The following is a 12,550-nucleotide window of genomic DNA, read 5'->3' as shown; positions in this document are numbered from 1 at the left end:
ACCGTCAGGGGGTTTCTCCCCACCCGTCCGATCCGGTCCACGGCCGAGGCATCGGTGATATAACCGCACATGCCGTGCTGAACAACAAATTCCCGACTCACGTAAGCAGACCCGTAAACCTCCCGTCCCGCCTCATCCACAATGGCAAAACACATGGCAGGCTTGACATCCACGCCCCGGGCATCCACCACCAGCCCGGTAAACGGCCTGTGATCCGGGTCCAGGGCTGTGCGCCCCAGATTCTTCATCTCCAGCTGAACAATTGATTCCGGCAGTATCAACTGTGAAAAGGCACCGGAAAAGGACATCCGGCGGACCAGTTCCACTGTACCGTCCGACCGGTAAACCGTATTGCCGACCTCCGAGGATTTCAGCAGCTGTTCAATTTTTGCAAGCATCCGGTCATCGTCTGCAACCAGCGCCCCCACCCGGCCGTACCGGCTCAAACGCAGATCTTCAACGGTTTTGAGCAGGTGTGAATAGGCATCGCGTTTGGCGCTTCGGGATGCAGACGCCCATCCGTCGGCAGTATTGGTGGCTTCCGGAAAAGATCCGCCCACCCCCTTTGCCTCAACAATTCGCCGGGTCCAGTTAATGGTGCCGCTGCCGGTGGTTTCCACCAGTTCGTAATCTTCAGTCCACCCCGGGCAAACCTGGGTGAAAACCATTGCGGCAATCAAAACAACGATTTTAAGAACCTGTTTCATGAAATTGTCTGAATAATCAAATGAACTATGGATTCAATGTCATCAGGGCCGAAACACGGGACCCCGGCATCCATTTTTACATCTGTTACAAGGGCGGCCAGTTTCGGGTCCTCCAGGCACACCGGCCCGGTGCGGCTGTTTTCCCGGTACACCTCAATTTTTGGCAGATCCTGTTTTTTGTAACCTTCTGCCAGGACAATGTCCATGTCTGAAAAATAGGCCGCGACATAATTTTTCAGCCGGTCGGCGGCACGCGGCCGTATCCGGGTTTTCAACAAAACGATCTGTTCGTCCCCGTCAACCATAACCGTGTCGGCTCCGGCACTGGCATGCCGACAGCTGTCCTTGCCGCTCTGATCAAAGACCATTTCATGCATCACATGCTTGATGGTTCCCACCCGGTATCCCTTGCATTTAAACACCGGAATCATTTTTTCAATCAAGGTTGTCTTGCCGGAGTTGCTGCCCCCCACAATCGCCACAATAGCTGTCATCACGCAAACCCATTCGCTGTTTTCCCGCTTGCTGCCGGAGCCGATTTTTTCCTCTATGCCATGATTTGGCTTAAAATGCCAGTCTTTATAACCCGGCGCACCGGGCAACAAAACTTGACTGGGTGCCGCAGGAAGCTTAAATTGATGAACAATTGAAAATTTCAACCACTGGAGCAGTTTGTGAAAACATCCCGAAATTCATTGCTTTTAGGCATAATCGCCGCAATCCCGGGACTTGCCATACTTGCAGCCCTGTTTTTTCTGCCCCTGACGCAGCCGAATGCCCAAAACGACCCGGAAAATGATCCCGGGCAAAAGGCCGATGTTTCGCTCACCCGGCCTGAGCCGGATTGGTGGGAAAGCCGCCGGCTGATTTATTATGATATTCCGGCACGGGTATTGTTTTACCTGCCGGACGGCAGCCGGCGCGACGCAGAGGCTGTCGCCCGGGCAGTATGGAATGAATTTGAACGCATTGGCCGCATTTTCAATCCATCTGATCCGCAATCCGAGGTCAGCCGCCTCAATACCGCGGACAAAACAGCGCCGGTGGCGGTTTCAAATGAGATGCATGCGGTTTTCCGCATTTCAAAGCGCCTATGGGATGCCAGCAGCGGGGCTTTTGACCCCTCCACCGCCCTTTTGAAAAAATTGTGGCAAAACGCGGTCAAAACCCAAAAAATCCCTTCCAGCAGGGATATTCAACGCATACTGGCCTGTACGGGCTTTGACAAGGTCACGATCATGGACAATCCGCCGGCTGTGATGTGCTCGGCCGGCGGCATGAAATTTGATTTCGGCGGCATTGCCAAGGGCTTTGCCCTGGACCAGAGCCGGGGCGTACTCCGGAAGAGCGGCATTCATATGGGCATGGTTCAGCTCGGCGGGGAAGTGGCGGCTTTCGGATCCCGGCCCCGGCGTCCCTGGCGCATTGGCATCCAGCATCCCCGGGACATGGAAAAAATCTGGAAAACCATCTCGTCCTCGGCCGACATTCGGGTGTCGACCAGCGGTAATTACCGTCAGCCCCTTGTCATTCAGGACCACACTTTTTACCACATTTTCAGCCCGAAAACCGGCCGGCCGGTTTCGGAAAAAATCGCCGGGGTCACCACGGCTGATTTCGGCGGCAGATCAAGCGCCCTGCTGGATGGGGCGGCAACGGCCATCACAGTGCTCGGAACCGAAAAAGGTATGCAACTGGCCGAAAAATTAAGCATTGAAGCCCTTGTATTGAGCATAGACTCAAAAGAACAAATTCAGGAGCAATTCACTCCGAATCTGCCAGATAACATGGATACCAAAAGCAAAAGCCGGCAATGATTTCCCGCAGACCCGGATATCCAACAACAGAGAGGTGTTTATTCCCATTGACACTGTATTGCATTTATAGTATCAACTGAATCAAATTTTTGAAAAATTTCCAATACGGCGGTTGCCGGCAGCACTGATAGTGGCACGCCAAACTACAACCCTGCCGGCCCTTTAATACAAAAACCGTTTTATGGTTACCATGGCCTCCAGCGCCATGCTGGGCCCTGTCCCGTCATATTCACCAGTATCAGGCCGAATTTAAGAATATAAGGGAGAACATGAATGGAACAAAATGAACAAGCCCCTGTGGCCGGCTCCGGCCAGGCGCCGGTCGGCTCCGTTATGGTTGTGGGCGCCGGCATTTCCGGGATGCAAAGCGCTCTTGATCTTGCCAATTCCGGATACTATGTTTACTTGGTGGAAAAAACATCCGCCATTGGCGGCCTCATGTCCCAGCTGGACAAGACGTTCCCCACCAATGACTGTGCCATGTGAGTCATCTCGCCCAAACTGGTCGAGGTCGGCCGGCACTTAAACATCGAATTGCTCACCAACACTGAACTGCTGGAACTAAACGGGGATCCCGGGCACTTCAAAGCTCACATCCGGGAGGAACCGCGCTATATTGACATCGACAAATGCACCAGCTGCGGAGAATGCGCCAATGTCTGCCCCATTGAAGTTCCCAGTGAACAGGACTTTGGCATTGCCACCCGAAAGGCGGCCTACAAGAAATACGCCCAGGCCATCCCCGGCGCCTATGCCATCAGCAAGCGGGGAACGGCTCCCTGCAAGGCCACCTGCCCGGCACACGTCAGCATCCAGGGATACATTGCGCTGATCAACCAGGGCAAATACCGGGAAGCTGTAGAGCTGTTCCGGGACGCACACCCGTTTCCGGGTGTCTGCGGCCGTGTCTGCCACCATCCCTGCGAAAGCGTTTGCACCCGAAACGATTATGACGAGCCCCTGGCCATCCGGGAACTGCACCGATTTCTGGCGGACTGGGAAAAGCAGGAAGACGAAAAAATCCTGCCCGAAGCCACTGAAGAAAAACGCAGCGAAAAAGTGGCCGTGATCGGCTCCGGTCCGGCAGGCCTTGCGGCCGCCTCTTTTCTGGCCAGAAAAGGCTACGGGGTCACCATTTATGAAAAATTGCCTGTGGCCGGCGGCATGATGGCCGTGGGCATTCCCGAATACCGCCTTCCCAGAGATATTCTGCAGCGGGAAATCGATATTGTCCGCGACCAGGGCGTTGAAATCAAAACCGGGGTCACTTTCGGCCATGACATCACCTTTGACAGCCTGAAAGCAGACGGGTATTCAGCCGTGTTCATGGCCATCGGACTGCACAAGGGACGCAGCCTGGGCATTGAAAACGAGGATGCCGAGGGTGTGCTCCAGGGCGTGGATTTCTTAAGGGAAACCGCCCTGGGAAATGACGTGCCCATCGGCAAGGACGTGCTGGTGATCGGCGGCGGCAACGTGGCCATTGACGTGGCTTTGACCGCCAAGCGAAAAGGCGCGGAAAACGTCACCATGGTCTGCCTGGAAAAACGCGAGGAAATGCCGGCATGGGAACATGAAATCGAGGAAGCCCTGGAAAGCGATATCAAAATCGTCAATTCCTACGGCCCCAAGAGCTTTTTTATCAACAACGAGAACCGGTTTTCCGGCATTGAGTTTAAAACCTGCACCAATGTATTTGACCAGGACGGCCGGTTTAACCCGGAGTTTGACGAAAGCGCCTGCGAGGCCTTTTTCGGCGATACACTCATTTTGTCCATTGGCCAGGCAACCGACACCTCGAATCTCGAGGGCCAGAATGTGCCCATGAACGCCCGGGGCCTGGAGGGAGATCCGGTCACGCTTCAGACCACCATGGAATGGGTCTTTTCCGGGGGCGACGCCTTTTACGGCCCCAAGTCGGTGGTTGACGCTGTTGCCTGCGGCAAGGAGGCGGCTGAAAGCATCCACCGCTATATCAACGGCCAGGATCTGCACGAGGGCCGGGAAAAAGAATGGACATATGACAAGCCGGACGTGATCAACGAGCCCCATAAGGACCGCGTACCCGTGAGATGCCTGGACCCGGAGGCCAGAGAGTGCAATTTCCTGGAAGTCTCGTTTGGCTACAATGAGCAGGAAGCCCAGGCCGAAGCTGACAGGTGCCTGAAATGCGGGATCTGCTCGGAATGCTACCAGTGCGTCAAGGCCTGCCTGGCCGACGCCATCGACCACGAGCAAACAGTACAGGAGCGCGACATCGACGTCGGCTCCCTTGTTTTGTGCCCGGGAAATGACGTGTTTGATCCTTCGGACCTGGAAGACACTTACAAGTACAAATCCAGCCCCAATGTAATTACCGCCGCCGAGTTCGAGCGGATTTTGTCGGCATCCGGGCCCACCATGGGCCATCTTGTGCGGCCATTGGACCACAAGGAACCGGAAAAAATCGCATGGCTCCAGTGCATCGGCTCCCGGGACACCAACCGGTGCGGCAACGGCTACTGCTCATCTGTCTGCTGCATGTATGCCATCAAAGAATCCATGATCGCCAAGGACCATGCGGAACACGATCTGGATTGCGCTATTTTCAACATGGACATCCGCACCTTTGGCAAGGATTATGAAAAATACTACATGCGCGCAAAGGACAACGCAGGGGTGAGGTTTGTCAAGTCCCGGATTCACACGATCACCGAAATGCCGGAAACCGGCAATCTTCTGCTGCACTACGTGGACGAGGCCGGCAACATCGTGGAAGAGGAATTTGACATGGTGGTGCTTTCCGTGGGCCTCCAGGTTCCGCAGTCCACCATGGAAACAGCCAAACGGCTCCAAATTGACTTAAACAAATACAACTTTGCCGAAACCAGCCCGTTTGCCCCGGTCAACACCTCCAGAGACGGTGTGTTTGCCTGCGGCATCTTCCAGGGGCCAAAAGACATTCCCACCTCGGTCACAGAAGCCAGTGCCGCGGCCTGTGCCGCAGGCCGGAATCTGACCGAATCCCGAAACACCCTGTTAAAGGAATTGGTCCGGCCCGATGAGATTGATGTGGAAGGCGAAATTCCCAGAATCGGCGTGTTTGTGTGCGACTGCGGCATCAACATCGCCGGCGTGATCGATGTCCCCCATGTGCGGGAATATGCGGAAAAACTGCCTTATGTGGTTTATTCCGGTGAAAACCTGTTTACCTGCAGCCAGGACGCCCAGGACCAGATGAAGGAAATCATCCAGGAACACAACATCAACCGGGTGGTGGTGTCCTCGTGCACCCCCAAGACCCACGAACCCATCTTCATGGACACCCTGGAATCGGTTGGATTAAACAAGTATCTCTTTGAGATGGCCAATATCCGCAACCAGGACTCCTGGGTTCACGGCGACAACCCGGAAATGGCAACGGAAAAAGCCAAGGAACTGGTGCGCATGGCCGTGGGGCGGGCCGCCTCCCTGCACCCCCTGCATGAACGCCAGATCCCGGTCACCAAGCGGGCTCTTGTGGTTGGCGGCGGGGTGGCCGGCATGAACGCGGCGCTCGGCATTGCAGACCAAGGCTTTGAAGTGGTGCTGGTTGAAAAGGAAGCCGAACTCGGCGGCCTGGCCAACCGCCTGACCAAAACCATCGAAGGCATGGATGTGGGCGATTACCTCACCGGCCTGGTGGACCAGGTCAGCGCGCACAAACAAATTGAAATCATTACCAATTCCGTGATTGTCGATTTTTCCGGCTTCAAGGGCAACTTCACCACCGAGCTGCTTGTGGGCGAAAACATGGTCAGCCGCAAGATCGAACACGGCGTGACCATCATGGCTACCGGCGCCACCGAGTATCAGCCGACGGAATACCTCTACGGTGAAAATCCCCGGGTGGTCACCCAGCTCGAGCTCGGCACCCGGCTGGAGGAAAAAGGCGCTGCAGACGAGCTCAACACTGTGGTGATGATCCAGTGCATTGGCTCCAGAAACGAGGACCACCCCAACTGTTCCCGGATCTGCTGCCAGAGCGCTGTTAAAAACGCCATTCACATAAAGAAGCTCAACCCGGAAACCCAGGTCTTTATCCTCTACAGAGACATCCGCACATACGGCCTGCTTGAGGACTACTACACCGAAGCCCGGCGGCTGGGAGTAAAATTTTTCCGGTTTGATCCGGAAGATCCGCCCGTGGCTGAAGTTTCCGGGGACTTGGTCAACGTGGTCTTCAACGACCATATCCTGGGCCGGAAGGTCAGCGCGGATGCCGATCTGCTGGTACTCAGCGCGGGGATGGAGGCGGCCGACACAGATGAACTCGCCAATATCATGAAGCTCAACCGGACTCCAGAACATTTTTTCACAGAGGCCCATGTCAAACTCCGGCCCGTGGAAATGGACAAAGCAGGCGTTTTTCTGTGCGGAACAGCCCACAGTCCTCAGCTGCTTTCCGAATCCATTGCCCAAGCCATGGCCGCTGCATCCAGGGCCACCACCATGCTGACCCAGCCCTACCTGACACTGTCTGCGGTGACAGCACAGGTGGATCCGGAAAAATGCGCGTCCTGTCTGATCTGTGTGCGCACCTGCCCCTATGGTGTACCCCATATAAATGAAGAAGGCGTCAGTGAAATTGATGATGCCACCTGTCAAGGCTGCGGCGCCTGTGCCGCGGAATGTCCGGCCAAGGCCATTGAACTGCGCTGGTATGAAGATGATCTTATCATAAGCAAGGTAGACGCTTTACTGGAAGGGGAATAATTATGACTCAGGAATTTAATCCCAGAATCGTTGCTTTCTGCTGCAACACATGAGGATATGCTGCAGCGGACCTGGCAGGTTCCATGCGACTGACGTATCCAACGAGTTTCCGCATCATCCGGGTGCCGTGCGCCGGCAAGGTGGATGTACAGCACCTGCTCCGGGCGCTTGAAAAAGGCGCTGACGGCGTTTGCGTAATCGGATGTATGGAGGGGGAATGCCTCTATAAAACCGGCAACCTGCGCGCCAGAAAACGGGTGGAGCAGGTACAACAAATCCTCAAAGCTGTGGGCATTGATCCGCAGCGGGCTCTTATGTATAACCTCTCATCCAACGACGGCCCGTTGTTTGCCAAGTATGCCGCAGAAATGGATGAACTGATCCGGAAGCTAGGGCCCAGCCCAATGAAGAAAAAGACAAAAACAGCAGCCTGACAATAATCAGGATATATTGAATTCTTAAACCTTCTACCAAAGAGGTCTGTAAATGATTGTTGCAGATAAAAAACCGGTCGAGGAAATCATTGAATATGTGAAGGATTCCAAAAAAATCCTGGTTCTCGGCTGCAATGAATGCGTCACGGTCTGCGAGGCAGGCGGTAAAAAAGAAGTGGGCGTACTGGCCGCCACCCTGCGCATGTACTTTTCCAACCAGGGAACAGAAGATGTGCAGGTTGACGAGCGCACCCTGGAACGCCAGTGCGACCACGAATACCTGGAAGAAATCCGGGATATTGCGGATCAGTACGATGCCATTGTGTCCATTGCCTGCGGCGTGGGGATCCAGTTCACTGCCGAAAAGTACCACTCCATTCCAGTGTATCCGGGCGTCAACACCTGTTTTCTGGGTGTGACCGAACAGCGGGGATTGTGGACCGAGCGGTGTCAGGCCTGCGGCCAGTGCATCCTGGCTTATACCGGCGGCATCTGTCCGGTGTCCCGATGCGCCAAGCGTCTGTTTAACGGCCCGTGCGGCGGCTCTTCCAACGGCAAGTGCGAGATCAACAAGGAACTCGACTGTGCCTGGCAGCTGATCATCGATCGCCTCAAGGCCATCGACCGCATGGATCTTTATGAAAAATTCTTTAATATCAAGGACTGGTCCACTGACCGGGCGGGCGGCCCCAGAAAAGTGGAGAGGGAGGATGTACAGATATGAGCGCGAAAACTCCAAGCAAACTGGAAAAAGTCATGGCTGCCGGTCATCTGGGGGTCACCTCCGAGTGCGGTCCGCCCCGAGGCAGCGACCCCGAGGTCATCCGCCACAAAGCCGAACTGCTCAAGGACTGCGTGGACGCCATCAACGTAACAGACAACCAGACCTCTGTTGTGCGCACAAGCAGCCTTGCCACCTGCATTCATTTAAAGCTCATGGGCCTGGAGCCGATTTTGCAGATGGTCACCCGGGACCGCAACCGCATTGCCCTGCAAAGCGATATCCTTGGAGCGGCCTCTTTTGACATTGCCAATGTGCTGTGCTTGTCCGGCGATCATCAGAGTTTCGGCGACAATCCCCAGGGCCAAAACGTCCATGATCTCGATTCCATGCAATTACTGTGGACCGTCCGGAAAATGCGCGACGAGGGCACGTTCCTTGGCGGAGATGAGATCAAGCGCCCCCCGAAAATGTTTGTGGGCGCTGCGGCCAACCCCTTTGCCGATCCATTTGAAATCCGGGTTCCCCGGCTGGCCAAAAAAATCGAGGCAGGAGCCGAGTTTATCCAGAGCCAGTGCATTTACAACCTGGAAAAGTTCGAGGAATGGATCCGCCAGGCAGAAGACCGGGGACTGACCGAAAAATGCTATATCATGGCCGGTGTCACCCCGTTTAAATCCGCGGGTATGGCCAAGTACATGAAAAACCGGGTACCGGGAATGGATGTGCCTGATGACGTGGTCAAACGCATGGCCGATACCCCCAAGGGCAGCCAGGCCGAAGAAGGCATCAACATCTGCGTGGAAACCATTCAGCGGCTAAAAGAGCTCAAAGGCGTCAGCGGCTTTCATATCATGGCCATTGAATGGGAGGAAAAAGTTCCTGAAATCGTTGAGCGCGCAGGACTGATGCCCCGCCCTGAAACAGACTGATTGCAGATTTTCTTTTTTGTCCTGCAGCAATCCGCCCCGGCAGACGCCGGGGCGGATTTTTTTTGATCAAACCCCGCAAAAGGTGCTATAGACACAAGTCAAACCTCTAATCGGAACCGGATTATCATCAAAATTGAACACACGAAGCCTGAAAACCGCCATTGCCGCCTATGATACGGCTTGGCATCTGGCCATACCAAGCCTGCGGCTCAATGCCCGGCTCAAAGACGGATATGCCCAGCGCCGGCTCAAAACCCCTATGCCCCCGGCCAACCTGTGGATCCAGGCCGCTTCTGCCGGTGAGGCATATCTGGCGTGCGCCATTGCCGACGGCCTTCTGACATCCGGGCTGCGGCCGCAAATACTGGTCACCACCAATACCCGTCAGGGCATGGAGATCCTTGAAAAACACGCGGATGAAAGCCGGGGAGAAAACACCAAACCTGCACTGATGTGCCGGTGGTTTCCCTTTGACCGGCCAACGATCATGGAAAAGGCGGTACGCCAGGTCAGCCCGAAACTCGTGGTGCTGCTGGAAACCGAAATCTGGCCCGGGCTTTTGCATGCCCTGAAAAAAGCGGATTGTCCGGCTGTGATCATCAACGGCCGCATGACAGAAAAAAGCCTTAACCGATACATCCGCCTGCACCGCCTGCTCAACGCCCTGGCCCCGGAACAGGTGCTTGCCATATCCGGTGCAGATGCCGCGCGGTTTTCGAAATTGTTCGGAACCCGCGTTGTCTCCCGGATGCCCAATATCAAGTTCGACCGCCTGCAGGTTGGCAGGCACGCCGGACAAAACAGTACGTTATCCAACCTGCTGGCGCAGGAGGGCAAATTTCTTGTGCTCGGCTCCATCCGCCAGCCCGAGGAACCGCAGGTCCTGAAAATGATTCAGCAGATCCGAACCGCCAACACCGATATGACCATCGGCCTGTTTCCCCGCCACATGCACCGGATCGACTTCTGGAAGTCCGCCCTTTCCCGGATCAACGCCAAATGGGCCCTGCGATCGGATTTAAAAGAACCGGCCGACCCCGGCCATATCCTGCTGTGGGACACCTTTGGTGAACTTTCGGATGCCTACAGCGCCGCAGATGCTGTATTTGTGGGCGGCAGCCTTGCAGCCCTGGGCGGTCAGAATTTTCTGGAACCCCTGGTTCACGGTGTGCAGCCGGTTATCGGGCCGCACTGGGACAATTTCTTTTGGGTGGGGGAAACCATTTTCCGTCAGGGCCTGGTCTTTAAGGAGGACAACTGGCAGAAGGCCGCGGCCCGGCTGCTCCGCCAGCTTGAAACCCGGCCTGATCGCTGTAAAATCAAACACCAGGCCCGGGACTATATCCAAAGCCGCCAGGGCGGTACATCCCGGGCCTGCCAAACCATTGGCACCTATCTCAAAACCCACAACCAATTAAAAAAATTATGAATTTATTTATCCCCGTGGAATGCTGCGGCGTAATTCCAGCGCGATACGCCTCCACCCGGTTTCCGGGAAAGCCTTTGGCGGAAATCCAGGGAAAGCCCATGTTCTGGCACGTATATACCCGGGCCCGGCAATGCCCCCACCTCCAGCAGGTGGTGGTTGCCACAGATGATGAGAGAATTTTCAGTGCTGCAAAAGCCCTGGATGTGCCAGTGGTGATGACCCGCGATGATCATGAAAGCGGCACGGATCGTGTTCATGAGGCTGCAGACCGGATTGGAATCAATGAAAACGGAGTTGTGGTCAACATCCAGGGCGATGAACCCCTGCTGGATCCGGACATGCTGTCTGCACTGATCCGTCCGTTTGCAGACCCGGAGATGGCGGTCACCACCCTTGTCCATCCCCTGGCTCCTGAACTGGCGCAAAACACGGACCGGGTCAAGGCCGCGTTTGCCCCCGACGGGCGGGCATTGTATTTTTCCCGCGCGCCCATCCCCCATCCCAGAAATGCACAAACCGCCGACTATTTCTGCCATATCGGCCTGTATGGATTCCGCAAATCCGCCCTGGATCAGTTTGTCGGCCTGCCGGCGGGCCGGCTGGAACAGATTGAAAAACTGGAACAATTAAGACTTCTGGAAAACGGCATTCCCATCCACGTGGAAATCACCCATGGCAAAAGTCTCAGTGTGGACAGCCCCGGGGATCTGGAGAAAGTCATTGCCAAATTCAAACAATTGTAAACATTTAACAAACCGGGATGCACCGTCCCTGGAAAGGTTTTCTCATGAGCCCCTCCGTATTTGACCGGATCAATGAATTGTTTAACAACCGCAAAGCCCGGAAAACGTTTTTAAAACTGCGTTTTCCCCTCATGGCGGTCTTGTTTGTGCTGATGCTGCCCCTGCTGGAAAAACAATGGTTTCTGCCGGGCCTGATCGTCTCTGTTGCCGGCGAACTGCTCCAGCTGTGGTGTTTTGCCACCATTAAAACCAAAAAGCAGCTCACCACGGGCGGGCCTTACATGTTTGTGCGCAATCCCATGTATATCGGCCGGTTCTTTCTTATTTTCGGCATTTTGATGACAACCGGCAGCCTTTTGATCCTGATTGCCTATACGGTTGTCTATTACTTTTACATGGTCAACCGGGTTAACCGGGAAGAACAGCTGCTGGCCGGGCTTTTCGGCCAGAATTATCAGGAGTATAAACGCGATGTCCGGCCTTATCTGCCCACCTTCAACAGGCGGTTTGACGCATCCCGGCTTTTTGTTTTCGACCGCAGGAGTTTTGCCGACAACCACGGGGTGCGCAACCTCACAGCCGTGGGCATCTGCTGGCTCATTGTCCTGTTTTTCACGTTTATCCGGCCGCTTTAGCGCCGGCGTTTTTTCCTGTGCTCCAGGGGGTAACCCTTAAACACCCAGATAAAACGCCTGCGTTCAATGGCCTGCAATCTGGCCAGACGAGAGGCATCCATCAAGTCAGGCCTCAACTTGTACCAGATTTTATAAACCCCGGACAGGTCGATTCGCTTGAGCATCCGCCCCAGTGCAGACGGCATGTGACGCACATCCAGGCTGGACTGAAAATCAAGCAGCGCCGGCCTGCCGTCTGAACGGAGCATGATATTTCGCCGGTTCCGGATGTCGAGATGCACCATTTTGCGCTGGTGCATCCGGCGGACCAGGTGTTCCAGGTCCGGGAAAAAATTGGACGGAATCTCCTCGGTCCGCACACGGCGAAGGGTTGTACCGTTCACGTACCGATATCCCAG

At 55.2% G+C, this 12,550-nt stretch carries 11 protein-coding genes; 8 read left to right on the top strand and 3 right to left on the bottom strand.

Translation table 11 applies throughout. From position 1 onward, the window contains the following. Both R6U41_RS00100 and mobB read right to left on the bottom strand, forming a co-directional pair. The coding region (locus R6U41_RS00100; protein WP_410267801.1) for a hypothetical protein at nucleotides 1-707 on the bottom strand (707 nt) is incomplete at its 3' end. After that, entirely contained in the window at nucleotides 704-1,201 is a 498-nt protein-coding gene (gene mobB, locus R6U41_RS00095; protein ID WP_410267800.1) for a molybdopterin-guanine dinucleotide biosynthesis protein B, read from the bottom strand. The genes mobB and R6U41_RS00100, both read right to left, overlap by 4 nt. A 180-nt stretch (nucleotides 1,202-1,381) precedes the next feature. Between mobB and R6U41_RS00090 the strand changes: the two genes are divergently transcribed. From R6U41_RS00090 to R6U41_RS00055, 8 genes are all read left to right on the top strand, one after another. Next, nucleotides 1,382-2,524, top strand: a complete 1,143-nt coding sequence (locus tag R6U41_RS00090) for an FAD:protein FMN transferase (protein ID WP_410267799.1) — start codon at nucleotides 1,382-1,384, stop codon at nucleotides 2,522-2,524. Nucleotides 2,525-2,797: 273 nt separating this feature from the next. Then, nucleotides 2,798-7,258, top strand: coding sequence for an FAD-dependent oxidoreductase (locus tag R6U41_RS00085; RefSeq protein ID WP_410267798.1), 4,461 nt, complete (start codon nucleotides 2,798-2,800; stop codon nucleotides 7,256-7,258). Nucleotides 7,259-7,260: 2 nt separating this feature from the next. After that, entirely contained in the window at nucleotides 7,261-7,692 is a 432-nt protein-coding gene (locus R6U41_RS00080; RefSeq protein WP_410267797.1) for a hydrogenase iron-sulfur subunit, read from the top strand. Between the two features lie 52 nt (nucleotides 7,693-7,744). Further along, complete coding sequence (locus R6U41_RS00075) at nucleotides 7,745-8,416, top strand: methylenetetrahydrofolate reductase C-terminal domain-containing protein (RefSeq protein ID WP_410267796.1); 672 nt, start codon at nucleotides 7,745-7,747, stop codon at nucleotides 8,414-8,416. Continuing rightward, the gene (locus tag R6U41_RS00070) at nucleotides 8,413-9,345 is read left to right on the top strand and encodes a methylenetetrahydrofolate reductase (RefSeq protein WP_410267795.1); all 933 of its coding nucleotides are present in this window, start codon (nucleotides 8,413-8,415) and stop codon (nucleotides 9,343-9,345) included. Before R6U41_RS00075 ends, R6U41_RS00070 begins: the two co-directional genes overlap by 4 nt. A 133-nt stretch (nucleotides 9,346-9,478) precedes the next feature. Further along, nucleotides 9,479-10,774 carry a 3-deoxy-D-manno-octulosonic acid transferase gene (locus tag R6U41_RS00065; RefSeq protein WP_410267794.1) on the top strand — a complete coding sequence of 432 codons (1,296 nt, stop codon included), beginning with the start codon at nucleotides 9,479-9,481 and terminating at the stop codon, nucleotides 10,772-10,774. After that, nucleotides 10,771-11,517, top strand: coding sequence for a 3-deoxy-manno-octulosonate cytidylyltransferase (gene kdsB / locus R6U41_RS00060; protein WP_410267793.1), 747 nt, complete (start codon nucleotides 10,771-10,773; stop codon nucleotides 11,515-11,517). Before R6U41_RS00065 ends, kdsB begins: the two co-directional genes overlap by 4 nt. A 44-nt stretch (nucleotides 11,518-11,561) precedes the next feature. After that, complete coding sequence (locus R6U41_RS00055) at nucleotides 11,562-12,152, top strand: methyltransferase family protein (protein WP_410267792.1); 591 nt, start codon at nucleotides 11,562-11,564, stop codon at nucleotides 12,150-12,152. On the opposite strand, the gene R6U41_RS00050 is transcribed toward R6U41_RS00055, so the two are convergent. Continuing rightward, nucleotides 12,149-12,550, bottom strand: a 402-nt coding sequence (locus R6U41_RS00050; protein WP_410267791.1) for a hypothetical protein, incomplete at its 5' end; no start/stop codon positions are given. The two genes, R6U41_RS00055 and R6U41_RS00050, sit on opposite strands and share 4 nt — an antisense overlap.

Origin of the sequence: Desulfosalsimonas sp. (genome assembly GCF_046483245.1) — a bacterium.
Classification (GTDB): domain Bacteria; phylum Desulfobacterota; class Desulfobacteria; order Desulfobacterales; family Desulfosalsimonadaceae; genus Desulfosalsimonas.
The sequence above is the reverse complement of the archived record's forward strand: the minus strand, read 5'-3'. Positions and strand labels throughout refer to the sequence as shown.

Bases quoted from the DNA above. Each gene is read 5' to 3' on its own strand.
- R6U41_RS00055 (WP_410267792.1), top strand. From the start codon at position 11,562: ATGAGCCCCTCCGTATTTGACCGGATCAATGAATTGTTTAACAACCGC.
- R6U41_RS00075 (WP_410267796.1), top strand. From the start codon at position 7,745: ATGATTGTTGCAGATAAAAAACCGGTCGAGGAAATCATTGAATATGTG.
- R6U41_RS00070 (WP_410267795.1), top strand. From the start codon at position 8,413: ATGAGCGCGAAAACTCCAAGCAAACTGGAAAAAGTCATGGCTGCCGGT.
- mobB (WP_410267800.1), bottom strand. From the start codon at position 1,201: ATGACAGCTATTGTGGCGATTGTGGGGGGCAGCAACTCCGGCAAGACA.
- kdsB (WP_410267793.1), top strand. From the start codon at position 10,771: ATGAATTTATTTATCCCCGTGGAATGCTGCGGCGTAATTCCAGCGCGA.